Raw genomic sequence first — 22,968 nt, forward strand, 5'->3', positions numbered from 1 at the left:
TGGATGCTATGCGAAAAATTAAATATTGGCTAGTCCTCCTAATGCTAATTGCCCCAGTTATTGTTCTTGGAGGCTGTGAAAATGTTACTCAACGGGCAAATACCCAGGATACTTGGCACCGAATCGAAAAGCGGAAGCGGGTTATTATTGGTTTGGATGATAGCTTTGTCCCAATGGGCTTTCGCCAGAAAAACGGTAAGCTGGTGGGATATGACGTTGATTTAGCTCGAGCAGTCTTTAAGCAGTATGGAATTAAGGCTGACTTTCAGCCGATTGATTGGTCAATGAAGGAAACCGAACTGAAAAACGGGACAATTGACTTATTATGGAATGGTTATTCGATTAACCCCGCACGACGCAAAAAGGTTGCGTTTAGTCGTCCTTATTTAAAAAACAAACAAATTTTGGTTACTAAGAAATCCTCGAATATCTTGAATTTTGCGGGGATGAAAGGAAAATCCTTAGGGGTACAAAATGGATCTACCGGACTAACCGCACTGGATGAACGACCAAAAGTCTTAAAGGATTTGATTAAGAACAAGAAGCCTGTTTTATATGATACTTTTCCAGATGCTTTTATTGATTTGAATGCAAATCGAATTCAGGGAATTCTGATGGATCAAGTGTATGCTGATTACTACATTAAGCACCAGAAAGATAGTTCATCGTACCGGACCTATTCAAGCAGCGCTCTTCCAGTTGAATATTACGCAGTTGGAATGAGAAAAGGCGACAAGACATTGCAACGAAAAATTAATGCTGGTTTAGGCCAGTTGCAAAAGAACGGCGAACTGAAGAAAATCAACCAGAAGTGGTTTGGAACAAACAGCAATTACCTTGGTGCAGACTAATGCACCAAAAAATATAAGAAAAGAGAATCCTAATGGAAGCTTTTGCCAGGTATTAGGGTTCTCATTTTTGATGGGCTTTAATTTTAGCCAAAGTTTGTAATTTGGGGCGTGATAAAGTATCATTAACCAGTATGTTTAATTTCGAGAGATAATGTTAATTACATTGGGGAAGGGAGATATATCAGTGGATTATCGTCTTGCTAAAGGTGTCGATCTGCACATCATTCCGACAAAGCAATTCAAGATGACCCATATCTTGATTGACTTTGCGACACCACAGACAACTACGAATGCCACAGCAAGGAACCTCCTTGCTAATCTATTAGAGACAAGTACCCACCTTTATCCGACACAAACGGCACTTGCCCGTCAGATGGCCAAACTATACGGGACATTTACTTCGATTGGTGTTGGCCGAATTGGTCAATTACACACCGTTCGATTACGTTCAAGCTTTATTAATGATCAGTTAGCACAAAAAGAGTTATTTACTCAAATTATCGAGTTAATTAACCAGATCCTATTTCACCCGTTAATTGATGATGGGGAATTTGATAGTCCAACTTTTCGCCTTCAGGTAAATAATCTTGCTAGTACGATTACGGCACTGTACGATGATAAGCAGTTTTATGCTAACCAGCAGTTGCTAAAGCTCTATTACGCAGATGACTCAGTGATGAAGATCCCTAGTTTCGGAAGAAAGATGGATCTTAATTACTGTACACCGGGAAGCTTAGTAGAGACTTATCAACAAATGATTAACCAGGATAAGGTTGATATCTTTGTCTTGGGGGATGTTGATCCTGAAAAGGCAAGTGCAATAATCGGGCGACTTCCGTTTAAAGATCGGGAAATAGAACTTCCTCAGCCACCTTTTTACTTTCAGAAGAGCCATGAGAACGTGGTTACTCGTAAGGAGCAGCAACAAGTTAACCAAGCAAAACTGGATCTGGGCTACCATTTGCCAATCTATTATCGTGACCCATTATACCCTGCAGCTTTAGTCTTTAATGGCTTATTTGGTGGAACGCCATACTCTAAACTATTTACGAACGTCCGTGAAAAAGCAGGTCTTGCTTACTATGCCTCAAGTCGACTTGCACCATTTTCGGGATTAATCAATGTTCAAACTGGTATTCAGTCCGCAGATTACCAGACTGCCTCAACGATGATTCAGCAACAAGTAGACGAGCTTCAAAATGGTAACTTTACGGCTGAATTAATGTGTGAGGTACAAGATGCGCTAATCAACCAACATTATGCAGGATTTGACTTAGCAAATAATATCTTAGAGCACCGCCTTGTAAACCAGCTGCTTTCGTTACCTGAACAGGTGGACTTTGCAGAACAAGTTAAACGAGTTACAAGGGATGATGTAATGAAAGTTGCATCGATGCTTAAATTACAGGCAAGCTATTTATTGAGTGGTGAAAAATAAATTATATGAATAAAGAATTTTATGAAGAATTTAATCAACCAGTCTACCGGCAACTTTTAGATAATGGGCTTTCTTTACAAGTGGTACCAATGACTGGTTACCATAAAACGTATGCGATCTTTACTACTGATTTTGGCTCAATTGATAATCATTTTGTCCCTTATGATAAGCGGGAAGCAATTAAAGTTCCAGATGGAATAGCCCACTTCCTTGAGCATAAGATGTTTGAAAAGGCAGATCATGATGCGTTTGACTTATTTGGAAAGTTGGGTGCTGATTCAAATGCCTTTACCAGTTTTACCCAGACAAGCTACCTCTTTTCAACTACTAGCCACGTCCATGAGAGCTTAGATGTTTTGCTTGACTTTGTCCAAGACCCGTATTTTACGGCAGAGACTGTTAAAAAAGAACAGGGGATTATTGGTCAAGAAATCAAGATGTACGATGATGATGCATCTTGGCGGCTGTATTTAGGAATCTTGGGTAACCTCTATCCACATGATCCAATGCACATTGATATTGCAGGAACCGTTGATAGCATTAGTAAGATAACACCTGAATACTTAATGGAAACGTACAAGACATTTTATCAACCAAGCAACATGAACCTCATTTTGGCTGGAAATGTTGACCCAAATGAAACGTTAGATTGGGTAGTGTCAAACCAATCTCGGCGTCAATTTCTGCCTGCAACTCAACCAGAACGACTTTTTAACCTAAATGATCCAACAGCCCATGATGTCATTCCGTTTAGGTCCCTAACGATGGACGTTGCCCGACCAAAAGTAATTGTTGGTTTGCGGGGAATAGAGATGCCGGAAGATGGTCATGAACGGTTGCATTATAAACTTGCAATCGATTTATTATTGGATGTGCTATTTGATGATACTTCGGATAATTACCTGCGCCTATACAATAACGAGATCCTAGATGATTCTTTTGCATATAATCTAGAAATGCAACGCGACTTTTACTTTGCATACTTTAGTTCTGATACGGATCAAATGGAACGTTTTGCGGACGAAGTGATCGCAATTTTAGAAAGCGCCAATCAACAGATTGATGCCGCAAGAACGAGATTTAATGGAATTAAGAATGCCGAGATTGGGCGTTTAATTGGTCTACTAGATTCACCTGAAGCAGTGGCAAACCATTACGCAGGGAAGCTATTTGATGGTGCTAATTTAATGGATGAGATTAGGGAACTTCGCTCGATCGGGTTAAACGATCTTTATGATGTTGCAAAGCGATTCATTGTTTCACAGGGAATTTCTGTATTCCAAATTATTCCCCAGCACCGTTAATCCAAGAGTTTCTTAATAATTATTAATGGAATGCCATGCTATAATTAGCAAGTAGGATTAAAATTCAGAGATGGAGATATCACAATGAGTGAAAATGAGAATGAACAACAAATCCAAGTTGGTAAAAGGTTACGTGAAGCTCGTCAGGCAAAGGGCTACACGTTAGATGATTTACAACAGTTAACGAAAATTCAAAAACGGTACTTGATCGCGATTGAAGACGAGAAGTTTGATGAATTACCGGGTGACTTTTATGTCCGTGCCTTTATTAAGCAATACGCGGACACTGTTGGCCTTGATGGCAACGAGCTGTTGAAGGAATTTAACGAACAGCTCCCAAAGGCAAAGACGGAAGAATATTCCGACCATATTAGTCAAGCTGTTGAGACGCGAGCGAACCGGCGTAAAACGGTTAGTCAGGGAGTTAGTAAGGTTCGTCAGTACATGCCGACAATTATTATTGCGTGCGTAATTGTTATTGTGCTGGCAGCAATTTGGGTGACCGCGATTGTCCGTGGACACCAGGATGCTTCTACGAAGATTGACAATAGCTCTGTTTCTGTCTCAGGAGAGAGTCGGAAGAAGAGCAGTAGTTCCGCAAAGAAGCATTCGACCAAATCAACCAAGAAGAATACCGCAATCAAATTAACAGAAGCTAGTCGAAATAACAATAGTGTGACGTATAATGCCGCTTCCTTAAAGAAGGACACTAGTTTACAAATCAAGACTAGTGGCCGTGCATGGAACAGTGTTACTGTTGATGGTACAAGTGCCCTCAGTCGGACGATGGATGCTAAATCAACCGCTAATGTTGCTATTAAGAGAACTGCTAATACGGTTGTCATCACGGTTGGTAATGCGCCAGCCACTACTTTGAAGATCGGTAACAAGAAGATTAACTTTACTAATAATGGTCGCTACAACAATACGCGGACGGTTACGATTCACTTTGGCAATTCTTCTAGCTCATCGACTTCAACTAGCTCATCTTCAAGTCGGGTAACTAATAATGGTCAATCTGCTACTCAACGGACGACTACAAATCAAACTACTCAACGGACCACAACTACGCCAACACGTCCAAACAATAATACTACTTCGGTAAACCAAAGCAGGACGCAAGGTCAGACACAAACTAACCAGACACAATCACGCTAATGGTTATGAGGAGGAAACAAATTGAATTTACCTAATAAATTAACCGTTGTTCGTTTAATTATTATCCCCTTTTTCTTATTGCTAATGGTACTTCCGCTTCATTCTTGGGGAGCAGTAAGCTTTTGGGGTGCAACGATTCCGGTTTCACAATTAATTGCAGCAATCCTATTTATTGCGGCAACTATAACTGATAATTTAGATGGTCGAATTGCGCGAAAGAACCACCTAGTTACTAACTTTGGTAAGTTTACTGATCCATTGGCAGATAAACTATTAGTAATGACTGCTTTTATCGTTTTGACTGGTAATCAGGTTGTCCCAGCTTGGGTAACGTCAATTATTATCTGGCGAGAACTGTCCGTTACGGGATTACGGTTGCTACTGGTGGAACAAGACGGTGTTGTTTTAGCAGCAAAAATGCCGGGAAAGATTAAAACAACAACCCAATTTATAGCGATTATTTTCTTACTCCTGAATAACGTGATTTTTGCAATTTGGGGAATTCCATTTGGTCAAATTATGTTATACATCTGCTTATTCTTTACTATTTACTCTGGAGTTGATTATTTCATTCAGGGGCGGGACGTCTTCTCAGACGGCTTTAAGTAATCTAAGTTAAATTTAATAAACTTTTTAAAATAGAACGTGGTTGAGATCATCCTTAGCCACGTTCTATTTTGTGTTGATAGTATAAAATAAGTTATGAATGTTTTTGAAAAAAGTGTTCATTTTCTTTGCTACTTATGATATGATTGGTCTGTACCTTTTTTTGAAAAGGATTCCAAATAGGGAGATGTAGTTATGCTTTCATTCTTAAAACCAGCTCCTGATGCTAAAACTAAGGTTCCAGAAGAAAAGATTTCGACCGTTTATAAGTGGCGTCAGGTTGGTGTCTTATTGTCAATCTGTATTGGTTACATTGGCTATTATGTTATTCGTCTTATTTTTACAACCGAACAGAATGACATTATGAAGCAGTATGGATTTACCACTGCTGATGTTGGGATGGTTCTTTCATGTTTCGGTATTGGTTATGGTATTTCTAAGTTATTTATGGGTGCCCTTAGTGATAAGAGTAACCCGAACCGTTATTTAGCAACCGGATTGATTGTATCAGCAATTCTGAACTTTGGTTTAGGAGCTACCAAGAACCTTTATGTAATGATGTTCTTGATGCTGGTAATGTCCGTTGCCCAAGGGATGGGGGCCGCTGCGTGTCAGCGGATCGTCCAGCTTTGGTGGGGAAAGAAGCACCGTGGAGCCATTTACTCCATCTGGTCCTCCGCCCACAATGCCGGAGCATTTGTCTGCGTGGCCGTTGTTCAGTTGGCAACCTTTATGTTTGCTGGTTCGATTCCGGCTGTCTTCTACACAGCATCAGTCGTTTCTCTGCTTATTGCAGCATTTGTGCTGATTTGTGGTTCTGACCGGCCGACAACTGTTGGGTTACCAAGTATTTCTGAATACACTGGTGACGAAGTCGTTCTTGAAGATGGAAAGGCATCCTCATCAGAATTAACTAATTTAACCTTGCCTCAAATTTTCGTTAAGTACATCTTAACCAATAAGGTTGTTTGGGCGATTACACTGACTTCCATGTCACTTTATCTCGTTCGTTATGGAGTTATGAGCTGGATTCCTAGTTTCCTTGTTCAATCAAAGGGCTTTAGTCCTTCGTTTGCCAAGTGGCTAGTTGGGATCTTTGAATTAGCCGCCGTTCCTGGTGTTATCATCATGGGAGCTATCTCTGACTTCTTGAAGGATCGCCGGGCAATTGTCTGCATTGCTTGTGTTATCTTGCTTTTCATTTGCTTGACCACTTACTTCTTTAGTACAAGTCATGCTTTGATCGTTACTGTTCTATTCATCATGGGAACATTGATTTATGCACCATTAACATTAGTTGGTTTGATGGTTAACGAAGCTGTTCCTAAGTTTGCCGTTGGTTCATCAACAGGATTCATGGGCTTCTTCCAATACATTTTTGGTGAAACTTTAGCCACCGCTTTAATTGGTATTTTGGTATCCAAGTACGGCTGGTTAGCAAGTAACATTGTTTTGTACTCAGCAGCTACATTGGCATTACTCCTGTTAATCTACATTATGATTAACGAAAATCGGACAGCTAAGATAGCTAAAGAAGAAAATGCTCAAAAATAAGTTATTTAATTAACTTTACGGTCTCTGGTACCAGTTATTATTGGTTACTAGGGGCCCTTTTATTATTTCCTAAAATAGTTATTGATTTATTAAGGATTTAAGAGTGGTAAGCTTGAAAGTAAGAAAATATTTTTGAAGTAAAAAAGTGAAAACAAAAAGATTTTACGTTATTAATATTTGGAGGCAGAAAACATGAATGCAGAAATCATTTCAGTTGGCGATGAACTCCAACGTGGTGAAATTACAAATACTAATTCAGCGTACCTAGCGAAAAAACTTAATTCTTTAGGCATAACTATTACCTCACAGGTAACAGTTGGTGATGACCCAGATGCAATTGTTAATTGTATTCAGGAGGTCAGAAATCAATCAGGACTTGTCTTTATTTGTGGTGGCTTAGGGCCAACCGCGGATGACTTCACTTTACCGGCAGTTGCAAGGGGACTGGGTGCAGTCTTAGCGACGGATGATCAAACCTGGCACCATCTTTTAAGTATTTTTAGCCAGCGACAGATACCGGTACAACCTGGTAATAAGCGTCAGGCTCAGTATATCGGTGAACTAATTCCAAATTCGCGAGGATTAGCCTTGGGCAGCTGGATTGAAAAGGGAAACCAGCGATTTGTTATTCTTCCAGGGCCACCTTCGGAATTCCGTTCAATGGTGGATCAAGAGGTGGTTCCTAGAATTATTAGAGAATATGGTATTCAAAAAATGATCAAAACACGAGCACTTCATTTTCTGGGAAGGCCTGAATCAACATTAATGAGTGAACTAAAACCAATAATGGATACGTTCCCTGATGTTACAATTACATCTTATGTAAAACCAACGAATATTGAGTTGCGGTTAACAACGGTTGCAGACGATGAAGCGGAGATTAAGTTGAAGTTTGATCAGGTAACCAAGATGATCCTCAAAAAAGAGGATCAGTACTACTTGGGAATGGGAGAAGACTTTAATCTAGCGAACAGGGTAGTTGAGCTACTTAAGCGGCAAAAGTTAAAGGTAACTGGTGCTGAGAGCTTGACGGGTGGTCTATTTCAAAGCACAATTTGTTCTGTTCCTGGTGCTTCAGAAATCTTTGATGGTGGCTTTGTCACTTATGCAGCAGCAGCCAAGGTAGGTCTATTAGGAATTCCAGATTCGGTAATTAAGCAGCATGGTGTAGTAAGTAGTGCTACTGCTAAGGCAATGGCTGAACATTCGCGGAGAAAGCTTGGCGCAGATATTGGAATTGGCTTTACCGGAGTTGCTGGACCCGATAGCCTAGAAGGCCAGCCGGCAGGGACGGTTTGGATCGGAATGGCTTACAAGGACCAAGAACCTGTAGCTAAACAGCTAAGATTAGCTGGGTACCTTGGTCGACAGGAGATCAGGTTATTGAGTGTTCAATATGGTCTACAAATGATTTTGCAAAGAATTGGTAAATAATCGAACCATTGTTCGCCAAAGTTCTTGTTTTTTTGCCTAAAACTGTTATGATTATTAACGGATATTCCGTATCAAAGGAGGAATTATATTGGCTGATCAACGAAAGGCAGCACTTGATGTTGCAATCCGTAAAATTGAAAAGAATTTCGGTAAGGGCTCCATCATGCGGATGGGGGATGCTGCCGATATGAAAATTGCGACCGTTTCAAGTGGTTCATTGGCAATTGATAAAGCCCTTGGAGTAGGTGGCTATCCTCGTGGCCGAATTGTTGAAATTTACGGTCCTGAAAGTTCTGGTAAGACAACCGTAGCTTTACAAGCAGTTGCTGAAGTTCAGAGACAAGGTGGGACAGCAGCCTACATTGATGCTGAAAACGCATTGGATCCACAGTATGCAGAAGCATTAGGGGTTAATGTTGATGACTTACTTCTTTCTCAGCCAGATACCGGTGAAGAAGGATTGGAAATTGCTGATGCATTGATTTCTAGTGGGGCAGTTGACTTAGTTGTTGTTGACTCTGTTGCTGCTCTTGTTCCACGTGCTGAAATTGAAGGTGAAATGGGGGATGCCCATGTTGGTCTTCAAGCACGGTTAATGTCACAAGCATTGCGGAAGCTTTCTGGAGAAATTAATAAGACAAAGACGATTGCCATCTTCATTAACCAGATCCGTGAAAAGGTCGGGGTAATGTTTGGTAATCCAGAGACTACTACTGGTGGACGAGCACTGAAGTTTTACTCAACTATTCGAATGGAAATTCGTCGTTCTGAACAGATCAAGAATGGTACGAATGTTATTGGTAATCGCACCAAGATTAAGATCGTTAAGAACAAGGTTGCTCCTCCATTTAAGCGGGCAGAAGTTGACATTATGTATGGCGAAGGAATTTCTAAGACCGGTGAACTTCTTGATATGGCTGTTGAAAAGGATCTGGTTAAGAAGTCTGGAGCATGGTATTCATATGGCGACGAACGCATTGGTCAAGGGCGTGAGAATGCTAAAAAGTGGTTGGCTGAACATCCAAATAGCATGGCAGAACTAATGAACAAGGTTCGTGAAGCTTATGGTATGGCTCCATTAAAGGAAACTGATAAAAAGGATCAAGAGAAAAAGACAGCTCCTAAAGGAAGTTCCAAACAGGAAACGATCGAAGAAGCAAGCAAAAAGTAATAATCTTTAATTTAAAAGTGGAGAATTACCGTATTAGTAGTTCTTCACTTTTAATTATTAAAAGAATGGTTGACACCAATTAGTGGCAAGCTTAAAATTTAACATGTGTGATATTTAATTTATCATACGGTTAAATTAAACTAATTAATTGAACCAATAATAAAAATATAGTGAAAGCGGAGGTGAAATTATGGAAGCTTTCGGCTTAGTTTTCGCCGCGCTTGCTATGGTTGTAGGTATTATTATTGGATATGCAATTCATAAGGTTTCAATTGAAAAGCAACTTAAGGCTGCAAACCAAAGTGCAGATCAGATTCTTTCTACTGCAAAGCAAGATGCAGCGACGGCAAAGAAAGAGGCTATTTTAGAAGCCAAAGAAGAAAGCCACCGTTACCGAGAAAGTGTTGAACAAGAACTAAAACAACGTCGAAACGAAGTCCAGAAGCAGGAGGATCGGCTCTTGCAACGGGAAACTTCATTAGACCGGAAAGATGATGCTCTCGAAAAACGGGAAGGTGCTGTTGGTAAGCGTGAACATCGCCTTGAACAACAGACAAATCAATTAAAGGCATCTCAAGAAAAGGCAGATTCATTAATAGAAAAGCGGCAACAGGAATTAGAAAAGGTTGCCCAACTGTCACATGATGAAGCAAAGAAACGGGTTTTAGATCAAGTTAAGGAAGAGCTGAAGACTGAGCGAGCTGTCATGATTCGCGATAGTGAGCAGAATGCTGAATTAACTGCTGATAAGACGGCTAAAAAGTTAATCGTTGAAGCAATTCAACGAAGTGCTGCTGATGTTGTTTCAGAGGCTACTGTTTCCGTGGTTAACTTGCCAAATGATGATATGAAGGGCAGAATTATTGGTCGTGAAGGACGAAATATTCGGACCCTTGAGACATTAACTGGAATTGATTTAATTATTGATGATACTCCGGAGGCGGTTGTGCTCAGTGGATTTGATCCTGTTCGGCGTGAAATTGCCAAGATTGCCTTGGAAAAGTTGATTCAGGATGGGCGTATTCACCCAGCTAGAATCGAAGAGGCGGTTGATAAAGCTCGTCAAGAAATGGATGCTAACCTGCGTGAGACTGGGGAGCAAGCACTCTTTGATCTTGGAATCCATTCAATGCACCCAGACCTAATTAAGACTGTTGGTCGAATGAAGTACCGGACTAGTTATGGTCAGAACGTGCTTGATCACTCTATTGAAGTTGCTAAACTTGCTGGAATAATGGCAGCAGAATTGGGAGAAGATGTGACGCTTGCTAAGCGTGCTGGTCTTCTTCATGATATTGGTAAGGCTATTGACCATGAAGTTGATGGTTCACATGTTGAATTAGGTGTTGAATTAACTACTAAGTATAAAGAAAACCAGGTAGTTATTAACACAATTGCTTCACACCATGGTGATGTCCCTGCTAAGTCAATGATTGCTGCATTAGTGCAAGCTGCTGATGCCATTTCAGGTGCTCGTCCGGGAGCGCGGAGTGAATCACTTGAACAATATATTCAACGGTTAAAGAAACTAGAAAGTATTGCAAATGACCATAATGGTGTCGACCATAGTTACGCAATTCAGGCAGGTCGTGAATTGCGGGTAATTGTTAAACCAAAGAAGATTTCAGATCTTCAAGCGGTTGCCTTATCCCATGATATTAAGCATGAGATTGAACAGGAGCTTGAATATCCGGGTCACATTAAGGTAACAGTTATTCGTGAGGTTCGTGCGATCGACTACGCAAAGTAGAAATTTGAGACTGGGTGAATCCCGGTCTTTTTATTACTTTAAAAATAATATGGCATAACATGTTCAGCCTAACCTTCCTTGCACTTAGATTGCGCAAAAAATATAATAAATAAAGTGTAAATTGGTAAAAAAGACGTTATAAACTAATAGAGAATAATTTACGGGGTGAAATTAGGTGGCAAAAAAAACGACACCAATGATGCAACAATACCAAAAAGTTAAGGATCAATATCCAGACGCATTCTTATTTTATCGTCTAGGGGATTTTTACGAACTTTTTAATGACGATGCGATCAAGGGTGCGCAGTTACTTGAACTGACGTTAACAACCAGAAATCATAGTGCTAAAAACCCGATTCCAATGTGTGGAGTTCCTCATCGGGCAGTAAATAGCTACATTGATGTTTTGATCGATAAGGGTTACAAAGTTGCAATTTGTGAACAGATGGAAGATCCCAAAAAGGCCAAGGGGATGGTTAAACGAGCAGTTACCCGATTAATTACCCCGGGGACCCAAATGGATTTGAATGGTGAGCAAGCTAAGAGAAATAATTATTTGGCAGGGGTTATCCGTCAAGATAATCATTATTATTTAGCATATACTGATTTGTCGACTGGAGAACTCAAAACCACTGAATTTACTAGTGAAGACGAGCTCATCAATGAATTAATTAATTTGCAAAGTCGAGAAGTGGTTCTTGATGACTCGGTTGAGGAGAGTTTTAAGGACCAACTTACAAAACGGAACATTTTGCAATCTCACCAGCCAGAGATCGTAAAAGAGGCCGAGGTTAGCTACTTAACCCAAGATTTAACGGATAAGGGACAACAAAGGGTCGTTTCGCTGTTAGTTTCATATCTTTTGACAACCCAAAAGCGTTCTCTTGCTCACTTGCAGCGGGCGGTTTCATATCGACCTAGTTCCTTTATGAAAATTGACCATTATTCAAAGACCAATCTTGAGTTATTAACCAATATGCGGAGTGGTAAACGTCAGGGAACATTAGCTTGGTTGCTTGATGAAACCAAGACCGCGATGGGAAGCCGATTATTAAAGCGGTGGCTCGATCGGCCATTAATTGATCCAAAACAAATCAGTGCTCGTCAGGATAAGGTTCAGGAGCTCCTTGAACACTACTTTGAGCGAAACAATATTCAGCAGGAATTAATTAAGGTTTACGATTTGGAACGTCTTGCTGGCCGAGTAGCGTACGGCAGTGTTAATGGTCGTGACCTGATTCAGCTAAAAACATCCCTGCTCCAGGTTCCAAAAATTAAATATACTCTGGAAACACTAGATGCACCTGCTTTTGCTGACTTGGAGAAACGCCTTGACCCGTTAAGTGACGTTGCCTCTTTAATCGAGAAATCAATCGTTGAGGATCCGCCGATTAGTGTTACTGATGGTGGAGTAATTAAGGATGGTTATGATAAGCAGCTTGATGAATACCGTGATGCAATGAATAACGGGAAGCAATGGATTGCTGATTTACAAAAACATGAACGTGAAGTCACGGGAATTAATAACCTTAAGATTGGCTATAACCATGTCTTTGGTTACTATATTGAGGTAACTAAGGTCAATTTAAGCAAGATCCCTCGTGATCGCTATGAGCGGAAGCAAACATTAGTAAATGCTGAACGTTTCTCGACTCCTGAATTGAAGGAAAAGGAAGCATTGATATTAGGGGCTCAAGAGAAATCAACGGCATTGGAATATGATGTCTTTGTTAAGATTCGTGAGGCTGTAAAGGAACAAATCAAACGACTCCAAAGTTTGGCTCAGGCCTTATCTGAATTAGACGTTTTACAAAGCTTTGCGGTGGTTAGTGAAGATTACCATTTTGTTCGGCCAACAATGAATACGGGACATGTTCTAAAGATTAAGGATGGTCGTCACCCAGTTGTTGAAAAGTTTATGGGTCACCAGGAATACGTTCCTAATGATGTCTTGATGGATGATTCTACGGACATCCTCCTTATTACGGGACCAAACATGTCAGGTAAGAGCACCTATATGCGTCAACTGGCTTTAACTGCAGTTATGGCACAAATGGGGTGCTTTGTTCCGGCAGAGCGAGCAGAATTACCAATTTTTGACCAGATCTTTACCCGGATTGGGGCAGCTGATGACTTGATTTCTGGTGAAAGTACCTTCATGGTCGAAATGATGGAAGCTAACAATGCGCTAATTCACGCTACCGACCGAAGTTTGATCCTGTTCGATGAAATTGGACGGGGAACAGCGACCTACGATGGAATGGCACTTGCTCAGGCAATTATTGAGTATATCCATGAACACTTACGGGCAAAGACCCTCTTTTCAACCCACTACCATGAATTAACCGCTCTTGAAACGACTTTAAAGCGGTTGAAGAATGTTCATGTTGGTGCAACCGAGAAGAATGGGGAATTGGTTTTTCTTCATAAGGTGAGTGCAGGCCCAGCAGATAAGTCATATGGAATCCATGTTGCTAAGTTAGCCGGAATGCCAGATGAGTTGCTTAAGCGTGCTGATCAGATTCTTAGTTCACTTGAGAAGAAGGACGTTAAATTGCCAACAATTTCCGCTTCAAGTGATCAGCAAAGTGAAGCAAATAAGGTTAGTGAAGAGCCTGCCAAACCGATTAATCAAGTGTCAGCTGAAGCGCCAGTAATTGACTCCAATGGCCAAGTTGAATTGTTTAAGGCCCCTACCCCAAAGCCAAAGGATCCGGTGGCTACTAAAATTGTTAAACAGCTAAGGGAACTTAACCTAATGGGGATGACGCCAATGGATGTTATGAATCAAATTTATCAATGGCAACAAAAGTTAAAGTAAGGTGGCATAAATGGGAAAGATCCATGAATTAACCAATGTCTTAGCGGATCAGATTGCTGCTGGGGAAGTGATTGAGCGTCCCGCATCAATCGTTAAGGAATTAGTTGAAAACTCACTGGATGCGAATAGTAAAAGAATTGATATTATTGTCGAAAATTCTGGATTGGATAGCATCAGGGTAATTGATGATGGTTCCGGAATTGCGGAAGATGACGTAAAGATCGCGTTTAAGCGACACGCAACTAGTAAGATCTCAACTCGTCGTGATCTATTTAAGGTCCAAACGATGGGCTTTAGAGGTGAAGCTTTGCCAAGTATCGCTTCGGTAGCTGACGTGACTTTAACCACTGCCACTTCAGGAAGTACCACTGGTTCGCTAATTCATATTCATGGTGGCGAGTTAGTGGATTTTAAGCCAGGACCAGCGCGTCAGGGAACTGATGTGATTGTTCGTGAACTATTCTTTAATACACCTGCCAGGTTAAAATATTTAAAATCGCCACAAACTGAATTAGCACGGATTACTGATATCGTGAACCGATTGGCATTAGCTAACCCGCAAGTGGCGTTTAGTCTTACCCATAATAATAAAGAACTATTCAGAACTGCAGGTAACGATAACCTCCAACAGGTTGTTGCGGCAATTTATGGCATTCAAGTTGGTAAAAAGATGTTGCCATTTGCGGGAGAGGATAATGATTTTAAAGTGTCTGGTTTAGTATCGTTACCTGAACTTACCCGGGCATCGCGTCAATATATTACGATCACGATTAATCATCGTTACATTCGCAATTTTGAATTAACGAAGGCCATTATTAACGGCTATGAGTCAAAATTAATGGTTGGTCGTTATCCGATTGCGGTTTTGAATATCCAACTTGATCCGGTACTGGTTGATGTTAACGTTCACCCAGCTAAGCGGGAAGTCCGTTTGAGTAAGGAACCGCAGTTAGCGTCCCTAATTGCCAAGGTGATTCGTCAACGAATATCAACCGAAAATTTGATCCCCGATGTGGATGCACAACAGTTTATTCCTGATGAACCAACTGTGGATGATTTGGAACACCAATTAAGCGAGGCGGCTAGGCAATATACAACCCCTAGTGATGATTTTCAGCATTCATCTTCACCAGTCAGTGGAGTAAGTAATGGAGGGCCGGCCGCTGCGGATGCTAGTGATAGTATCGTTCGCGAGCCAGTTGTTATTCACCAAAAGGATGAATTGACCGGTTCTCAAATGCAAGAATTTGACCGTCGTTACCAGGATGAAAACATTGCGTATCCATTTGGGAGACCAGACGAACAGGCTCCCCAAAAGCCGGCTAAGGCAGAAAATATCGAGCTGGACGTCCGGGATAAAAGTGACCAATCGCAAAAAAGGTTTCCTGATTTGCAATACATTGGCCAGCTGCAGGGGACTTTTCTTCTTGCGCAGGCAGGGGATGGCCTGTATATTGTTGATCAGCATGCCGCTCAGGAACGGATCAACTATGAACGATTCCGGAAAGAGATCGGTCAGGTGAGTGATGATCAGCAGACGTTTTTGGTACCTTTAGTACTAAATTATTCAACCGTTGATGCAATGACGATTACGCAGCACCTTGACGTTCTTGAAGCTGTTGGCCTTCACCTGGAATCATTTGGACCAAATAGTTTTATTTTGCGTTCTCACCCAACCTGGTTTGCGGAAGGGCAAGAGGAAGCAACTGCTAAAGAAATGATTGAATGGCTAATTAATGATGGTAAGATTTCAGTTCATGACTTTCGCCAACGAACCGCAATTATGATGAGTTGTAAGCGAGCAATTAAAGCGAACCATCACCTTGACGATCGTGAAGCCAAAGCGTTATTGTGGCGGTTGCCAGAATGTGAAAATCCGTTTAATTGTCCCCATGGACGGCCAGTTACGGTGCATTTTAATGATCGGGATTTGGAAAAAATGTTTAAACGGATTCAAGATTCTCACGTTCCGTTTGCTCAGGACTTTGATGAACATGAATTTTAAAAGAGGAGTGCAAGAGAATGTATGAATACCTGACAGGATTGGTCACGATGGTAGAACCTCGTTATATTGTAGTGGAGGTTAATGGCATCGGATACCAATTGTTAGTTGCTAATCCTTACCGTTACCATGTTGATAAGCAAGAAAAGGTAACGGTGTATGTTTACCAGGCAGTCCGGGATGACGACATTTCATTGTTTGGTTTTAATGATCAAGATGAAAAACGATTATTCCTACAATTGATTAATGTTTCTGGAATTGGTCCCAAGAGCGCTTTAGCAATTTTGGCCAATCCGGATCATGAAGGCTTGATTAACGCAATTGCTAATGATGATGTTAAGTATTTGACAAAGTTCCCTGGGATCGGGAAAAAGACTGCTTCGCAAATCTGCCTGGATCTTAAGGATAAAATTGAACGATTATCTTCAAACGAAAATAATCTTTTAAAACCGTTAGCACCTGAAAATGCATCTGTTAATGGAGAACTGCAAGATGCATTAGAAGCATTGAACGCTTTAGGCTACAAGGAGCGAGAAGTTAAACGGATTAAGAAGGAATTGGAGAAAGAGGATGCAATGTCTACGGAAGAGTATCTTCGTCATGCGCTAAGATTACTAAACTAAAGGAGGGTGGTTGAAATGGCAGATCAGGAAGAACATCAGATTGTTTCTGGTAAGACAACGGGAAAAGAAGAAGCGGCAATTGAATTAACCCTCCGTCCGCAAACATTAGCTGATTATATTGGTCAAACCAAGATAAAACATGAACTAAGCGTTTATATTAAGGCCGCTAAGGAACGTGAAGAAGCATTGGATCATGTTCTTTTGTATGGGCCACCAGGTTTAGGAAAAACTACATTAGCGATGGTGATTGCCAACGAACTAGGCGTTAATATTAAGACCACAAGTGGGCCGGCAATTGAAAAGTCGGGAGATCTTGTTGCCTTATTGAACGAGTTAAAGCCGGGTGATGTTTTATTTATTGACGAAATTCACCGCTTACCAAAAGTAGTTGAGGAAATGCTGTATTCCGCAATGGAAGACTACTATATTGATATCGTGATTGGTGAAGGTCCAACGGCACACCCCGTTCATTTTCCTTTGCCACCGTTTACTTTAATTGGGGCAACTACCCGTGCTGGAATGTTATCTGCACCGTTGCGGGATCGTTTCGGGATTGTGGAGCATATGAGCTACTATAACCAGGACGAATTAACTAAGATTATCTTTCGTTCCGCTAAGATTTTTCAAACAAAAATTGAGGATGAAGGAGCACATGAATTAGCGTTACGGTCACGAGGGACACCTCGGATCGCTAACCGTCTATTAAAACGAGTCCGTGATTTTGCTCAAGTTGCTGGGAAAGACTCAATTGATTCATTAAGTGTCCAACAGGCACTTAAATTGCTTCAAGTAGACGATCAAGGCCTCGACGAGATCGACCGCAAGCTTCTTTTAACAATGATTAACTATTATCATGGAGGCCCGGTAGGTTTAAAAACGATTGCCGCAAATATTGGTGAAGAAAAATCAACAATTGAGGAAATGTATGAGCCATACCTCCTTCAAATTGGTTACTTAACAAGAACTGCACGAGGAAGAATGGTGACAGCAGCGGCATATGAGCACCTTGGATTAGAATATCCAACAAAGTGAGGCTATTATGGATAAGTACTTTAAAATTGACCATTCTACCGGTAACTTACGGACTGGGAAGCTATCTACTGGTGACTTAACTTTAGCAACACCACTGCTCGTCCATTCGGGGAAGACAGTTCAATATTTACGTCCAGATGAGATCTGGTCAACTAATACGAAGGCTCTTTTTTATGATCCACTTATTCTTGCGGAAGATATAGGAACAGGCAATCTAAATAAACTACCTAATTTACGTCAGTTACTTGGCTGGCGGGGGACCTTGTTTACAACTTCTGGAGCAAGTGAAGTTGCCAAACTGGCTAAGTCACGTGGTTACAAGAGTGATGGGGTTAATTTTCGGCTACCAGGTGAAGGTCAGCTAATTCACCTTTCTCCTGAAGAGGCGGTTCAGCTTCAAGAACAATTAGATGCAAACATTGGTGAACGACTTTATCGGGACGTAGATTATTACGCTCCAGTTGATGATTTAGCAGCCGGTGTAGAGTTAACAGGACGCTGGAACTCGACATTAAGCAAGAATAATTTTCTTTTACCAGTTACTGGTGGTGGATTAAAAGGATTTCATAAGCAGAGTGTTGATTCACTAGCCGGACAACAGTCACTGGGATACATTATTACCCAGACACAACAAATTGATTCACCTGCGGAGATAAAACGAAACCTTTCTGTAGTGACTAGTATGTTACCGTCGCAGAAATTACGGGTAACGAAAACAAGGGCGAGTTTCGAACATTTGGTAGCCGCATTATCTTCAGGAATTGATATTATATATTCCGACGTGGCAGTTCACGAAGCGGTGATGGGAAATGCGTTGGTAGCTAGTGGAAAGCGGCTTAACTTTGATCATGCCCACTTTGCTAATGATCAAGAACCGCTTGATTCAGAGTGTCGGTGCCCAATATGTACTGGTCATTACTCTCGAGCTTACCTTCATTACCTTGCCAAGACTAACTCGCCACAGTATATAGGTTTAATCTTGCAGCATAATTTGTTTTGGCTAAACCACTTTGTTGCTGATTTTCGTTCGTAAATTAATTGATTTAGGATACGATTATCCCTAGTAGTGAGTAGCTTTTTGCCGTATTTTTTGTTAAAGTTAGACTTGAAGAATTTTGAAGGGATGGATATTTAGTGAACGGGTTAAACTTTTTAAACATTGGTGCCGCATCAAGTAGTGCCAGCAGTTATTCTGGATTGATCTTGATCGTCCTAATGATTGCTTTAATGTATTTCTTTATGATTCGCCCACAACAAAAGCAACGGAAGCAACATCAAGATATGATGAGTCAGTTGCATAAGGGTGATGAAGTTGTCACAATTGGTCGGATGCACGGGAAGATTGATTCAATTAACCGTGAAGACCGGACCGTAACTTTGGACTGTGAAGGAATTTACTTAACTTTCGATATGGTCGCAATTGCAAGGGTTATTAAATCGGCTGATGCAGAAAAGACTGAAGATAAGGCTAGTGAACCTGCTGAAAAGAAAGAAGCTAGTTCAGAAACAAAGGAAGAATTAGCTGCTTCTGATTCATCTAAGGATGAGGAACCAGCATCTGATGCTGATAGTGACGAAAAGTAATTGACACGTATGGCAAAACGTGGGACACTTTTAAAGAATGTTATTGCAAGCCTTTTAGTTTGTGATTTCATAATGGCAATGGTTCATTGCCATTATTACTATTGAGTGTTGCATTTTCGCTCATCACGACTGTAAAACAGGAGGGAATTTTAGAATGCAAATTGGATTGATTGGTTTAGGTAAGATGGGTATTCACCTTGCCCAAAACATGATGAACAATGGTAACGATGTTGTTGCCTTTGATTTAAGCAAGGACCTTGTTGAAGAAGCTGGTTCTTACGGTGCTGCTAAGGCTTTCAGCTTGGATGAAATGGTTTCTAAGCTTGACAAGCCTCGGACTGTTTGGGTAATGGTTCCTGCTGGTAAGCCAACTGACGACACCATGGACAAGTTAGCTGAATTACTTGATGCCGATGATGTTGTTATCGATGGTGGTAATACTTTCTGGAAGGACTCTATGGGTCACAACCGCATGTTTACCGAAAAGGGTATTCACTACTTTGACTGCGGTTCCTCCGGTGGTTGGAAGGGTGCCCTTAAGAACGGTAACTTCATGATTGGTGGGGATGACAAGAAGGTCTTCGACGAACGTCTTGCTCCACTTTACGATGGTATCGCTGAAAAGGATGGTTATCTTTACACTGGTAAGGCTGGTTCTGGTCACTACCTTAAGATGGTTCACAACGCTATCGAATACGGTATGATGGAAGCTATGGGTGAAGGATTCGAAATTCTTGAAGCTTCTGACTTTGACTACGACAACGCTGCCGTTGCAAAGATGTGGAACCATGGTTCGGTTATTCGTTCATGGCTTATGGAATTGGCTCAAGAAGCCTTTGAAAAGGATCCACACCTTGATAACATTGCTGGACGGATGCACAGTTCTGGTGAAGCTCACTGGACTTTGATGGATGCTATGGACAAGCAAGTTCCAGCTCCAGTTATTTACGAAGCATTAAGTGCTCGTTTCCGTTCAATGGAAGACGACAGCTTTGATGGTAAGGTTGTTTCTGCATTGCGGAATGGTTTCGGTGGCCACGCAATGGACAAGGCTAAGTAAACCATTTAATTACTAACTATAAATATGAGAGAGTATTCAGGATCGTTTGTGATTCGACTCTTTCTTAGAATAATAAGTCTAAGCATTCAGTGATGATTGTTTAGACTTATTTTTTTGAATTTGAAAGCTAACCTAGACTTTCAATCGTTTTATCGGTAAAATTAATATTTTAATCGAACTGGTTAGCAGTGCTATAATTTAAAAAGCATAAATTTAGAAATGGAGATACATCATGGCTGATCAATTAGAAGCAATTCTTGAACAAATAAAAAAATACAATAAGATTATTATTCACCGTCACCAGCGGCCTGATCCTGATGCAATCGGTTCCCAAATTGGGTTAGCGGAAATTTTAAGGGCTTCATTCCCTTACAAGCAGATCTACGTAGTGGGGAAAGACATTCCTGGATTGGACTGGATCGGTCAGATGGATGAAATTGAAGGGCAAACCTTTGATGATGCACTGGTAATTGTTACCGATACAGCTAATGCACCGCGAATTGATGATCGGCGGTTTGATAACGGTGACCAACTAATTAAAATTGATCACCACCCGAATGACGAGCCTTATGGTGATTTAATGTGGGTTGAACCAGAAGCATCGAGTTGTTCAGAAATGATCTATTCCTTTTACCAACACTTTGCTAAGGAATTAAAACTACCTAAGAAGGCAGCTTCGGCACTTTACGCTGGGATTATTGGCGATACTGGACGCTTCTTATACCCGGCCACTACGCCACGGACAATGTTGGTGGCTGGAGCTTTGATGGCTGCAGGTGCTGATGCTTCGGCAATTAGTCAACGAGAAAATGAGATTTCAGAACCAGTAGCTCGTCTATCAGCCTACGTTTATGAACACCTAACGATTAATGATAGTGGTGCTGCATACATCGTTTTGAATAATGAGACATTAAGTCACTTTGGCTTAGCAGAATCAGGCACTTCAGCGGTTGTTTCACTTCCCGGAAGAATTCAAAATGTTCTTGCATGGGCAATCTTTGTGGAGCAGGAAGACGGTCACTTTAGGATTCGGCTTCGGTCAAAGGGTCCTGTTATTAATGAACTTGCTAAGCAGCATGATGGTGGTGGTCACCCATTAGCCAGTGGTGCCAAGGCAGCAGATCATGCTGAGATTAACCAGGTAGTTGAAGAATTAGATAAGTTAGTAAGTGAATACCAAAAGTAAGAAGGAGGCTAATAATGAGCCAAACAAAATCGTTTGCAGATTTTAATTTACAGCCATACCTATTAGAAGCAGTCAAAGAAATTAATTTCCGCCAGCCAACGCCAGTTCAGGAAAAAGTAATTCCGTTAATTTTAAAAGGGGAGAGCGTTGTCGGTCAGTCCGCAACTGGTAGTGGGAAAACTCACGCATTTCTCTTGCCAATTTTTGCCCAATTGGATCAGGATAAGCAAGAAGTTCAGGCTGTTATTACTACCCCGAGTCGAGAATTAGCTTACCAAATTTATGCGGCCGCTAAACAGTTGAATAAGCACTTACCAACTCCGGTAACAATTCATAATTATGTTGGTGGTACTGACAAACAACACCAAATTGAGCAATTAAAACGTCAGCAACCACAGCTTGTTATCGGAACACCGGGACGGGTATTAGACCTGATTAAAAGCCAAGCACTTGATATTCATACGGCAACCAGGTTCGTTGTTGATGAAGCTGATATGACCCTTGATATGGGGTTCTTGGATCAAGTAGATCAAATTGCTAGTCATTTTCCAGATGATCTACAAATGATGGTCTTTTCGGCAACAATCCCGCAAAAGTTACGGCCATTCCTGAAAAAGTACATGGAAAATCCGGTGATGGAAGAAATTCCAACAGAAACAGTGATCAATCCGGATGTTAAGAACTGGTTAATGTCAACTAAGGGTCGGGATAAGAACCAGTTGATTTACCAACTATTAACGATGGGTGAACCATACCTGGCCTTGGTCTTTGCCAACACGAAGGAGCGGGCAGTCGAACTTGCTCGATACCTTGGGGAGCAAGGACTAAAAGTTGCTTTAATCCATGGTGGGTTGGAGGCACGTCGACGGAAGCGGACGATGCGTCAGATCCGTAATCTTGACTTCCAATATGTTGTCGCTACCGACTTGGCCGCTCGTGGGATTGATATTGATGGTGTTTCTTTAGTAATCAATGATGATATCCCAACTGATTTAGAGTATTTTATTCACCGTGTCGGTCGGACTGGTCGAAATGGAATGCCGGGAACTGTGATTACACTTTATGCACCTTCGGAAGATGATTTAATTGCAAAATTAGAAGAACGGGGAATTAAATTTGTGCCAAAGGAAATCCGCCATGGACGAATCGCCACAACGCATGATCGGAACCGTCGGCAAAAGTATAATCGTCGTCAGGCTAAACTTGATCCATCAATGAAGGGCTTTGTTAAGAAGACCAAGAAGAAGGTTAAGCCAGGCTATAAGAAGCGGATTAAGCGAGCAATTCGGGAAGATGAGCAGCAAAAGCGGAAACAAGAATTGCGCCATAAGATTAGAAAGGCTAAACGTGCCCGCCAGCGTCAACACCGTCGTGAACGAAATAGCCGTTGATCT

The 22,968-nt window shown here is 41.2% G+C and carries 18 protein-coding genes; all 18 read left to right on the plus strand.

Going from position 1 to position 22,968, the window contains the following annotated elements:
* Window positions 1-8: 8 nt before the first annotated feature.
* Entirely contained in the window at window positions 9-851 is an 843-nt protein-coding gene (locus tag LKJ51_RS02670; protein ID WP_291978875.1) for an amino acid ABC transporter substrate-binding protein, read from the plus strand.
* Window positions 852-1,035: 184 nt separating this feature from the next.
* Complete coding sequence (gene yfmF, locus LKJ51_RS02675; RefSeq protein ID WP_291978874.1) at window positions 1,036-2,289, plus strand: EF-P 5-aminopentanol modification-associated protein YfmF; 1,254 nt, start codon at window positions 1,036-1,038, stop codon at window positions 2,287-2,289.
* A 5-nt stretch (window positions 2,290-2,294) separates the two neighbouring features.
* Window positions 2,295-3,593 (plus strand): EF-P 5-aminopentanol modification-associated protein YfmH, encoded by a 1,299-nt coding sequence (gene yfmH, locus LKJ51_RS02680; RefSeq protein WP_291980086.1) that lies wholly within the window; start codon window positions 2,295-2,297, stop codon window positions 3,591-3,593.
* 84 nt (window positions 3,594-3,677) lie between these two features.
* The gene (locus tag LKJ51_RS02685) at window positions 3,678-4,751 is read left to right on the plus strand and encodes a helix-turn-helix domain-containing protein (RefSeq protein WP_291979720.1); all 1,074 of its coding nucleotides are present in this window, start codon (window positions 3,678-3,680) and stop codon (window positions 4,749-4,751) included.
* Window positions 4,752-4,772: 21 nt separating this feature from the next.
* Window positions 4,773-5,360 (plus strand): CDP-diacylglycerol--glycerol-3-phosphate 3-phosphatidyltransferase, encoded by a 588-nt coding sequence (gene pgsA, locus LKJ51_RS02690; RefSeq protein ID WP_291979719.1) that lies wholly within the window; start codon window positions 4,773-4,775, stop codon window positions 5,358-5,360.
* Between the two features lie 192 nt (window positions 5,361-5,552).
* Entirely contained in the window at window positions 5,553-6,911 is a 1,359-nt protein-coding gene (locus LKJ51_RS02695; protein WP_291979717.1) for an MFS transporter, read from the plus strand.
* 192 nt (window positions 6,912-7,103) lie between these two features.
* Window positions 7,104-8,345, plus strand: a complete 1,242-nt coding sequence (locus LKJ51_RS02700; protein ID WP_291979716.1) for a competence/damage-inducible protein A — start codon at window positions 7,104-7,106, stop codon at window positions 8,343-8,345.
* An 88-nt stretch (window positions 8,346-8,433) separates the two neighbouring features.
* On the plus strand, window positions 8,434-9,516 hold the full coding sequence (gene recA, locus LKJ51_RS02705) for a recombinase RecA (RefSeq protein ID WP_291979715.1): 1,083 nt from the start codon (window positions 8,434-8,436) through the stop codon (window positions 9,514-9,516).
* Between the two features lie 190 nt (window positions 9,517-9,706).
* Entirely contained in the window at window positions 9,707-11,266 is a 1,560-nt protein-coding gene (rny, locus tag LKJ51_RS02710; RefSeq protein WP_291979714.1) for a ribonuclease Y, read from the plus strand.
* A gap of 196 nt (window positions 11,267-11,462) precedes the next feature.
* Window positions 11,463-14,087: a DNA mismatch repair protein MutS gene (gene mutS, locus LKJ51_RS02715; RefSeq protein WP_434737672.1), complete on the plus strand. Its 2,625-nt coding sequence runs from the start codon at window positions 11,463-11,465 to the stop codon at window positions 14,085-14,087.
* A gap of 10 nt (window positions 14,088-14,097) precedes the next feature.
* The gene (mutL, locus tag LKJ51_RS02720) at window positions 14,098-16,092 is read left to right on the plus strand and encodes a DNA mismatch repair endonuclease MutL (RefSeq protein WP_291979711.1); all 1,995 of its coding nucleotides are present in this window, start codon (window positions 14,098-14,100) and stop codon (window positions 16,090-16,092) included.
* 17 nt (window positions 16,093-16,109) lie between these two features.
* Window positions 16,110-16,712, plus strand: a complete 603-nt coding sequence (ruvA, locus tag LKJ51_RS02725) for a Holliday junction branch migration protein RuvA (RefSeq protein ID WP_291980087.1) — start codon at window positions 16,110-16,112, stop codon at window positions 16,710-16,712.
* Window positions 16,713-16,727: 15 nt separating this feature from the next.
* On the plus strand, window positions 16,728-17,744 hold the full coding sequence (ruvB, locus tag LKJ51_RS02730; RefSeq protein WP_291980088.1) for a Holliday junction branch migration DNA helicase RuvB: 1,017 nt from the start codon (window positions 16,728-16,730) through the stop codon (window positions 17,742-17,744).
* Between the two features lie 7 nt (window positions 17,745-17,751).
* Complete coding sequence (locus LKJ51_RS02735; protein WP_291980089.1) at window positions 17,752-18,777, plus strand: tRNA-guanine transglycosylase; 1,026 nt, start codon at window positions 17,752-17,754, stop codon at window positions 18,775-18,777.
* 182 nt (window positions 18,778-18,959) lie between these two features.
* Window positions 18,960-19,328, plus strand: a complete 369-nt coding sequence (yajC, locus tag LKJ51_RS02740; protein ID WP_434737673.1) for a preprotein translocase subunit YajC — start codon at window positions 18,960-18,962, stop codon at window positions 19,326-19,328.
* A gap of 154 nt (window positions 19,329-19,482) precedes the next feature.
* Window positions 19,483-20,388, plus strand: a complete 906-nt coding sequence (gene gnd / locus LKJ51_RS02745) for a phosphogluconate dehydrogenase (NAD(+)-dependent, decarboxylating) (protein ID WP_291979275.1) — start codon at window positions 19,483-19,485, stop codon at window positions 20,386-20,388.
* Between the two features lie 232 nt (window positions 20,389-20,620).
* Window positions 20,621-21,574, plus strand: a complete 954-nt coding sequence (locus tag LKJ51_RS02750) for a DHH family phosphoesterase (RefSeq protein WP_291979274.1) — start codon at window positions 20,621-20,623, stop codon at window positions 21,572-21,574.
* A 14-nt stretch (window positions 21,575-21,588) separates the two neighbouring features.
* Window positions 21,589-22,965 carry a DEAD/DEAH box helicase gene (locus LKJ51_RS02755; RefSeq protein WP_291979273.1) on the plus strand — a complete coding sequence of 459 codons (1,377 nt, stop codon included), beginning with the start codon at window positions 21,589-21,591 and terminating at the stop codon, window positions 22,963-22,965.
* Window positions 22,966-22,968: the final 3 nt, after the last annotated feature.

It is taken from the genome of Limosilactobacillus sp. (assembly GCF_022651205.1).
Lineage (GTDB): Bacteria > Bacillota > Bacilli > Lactobacillales > Lactobacillaceae > Limosilactobacillus.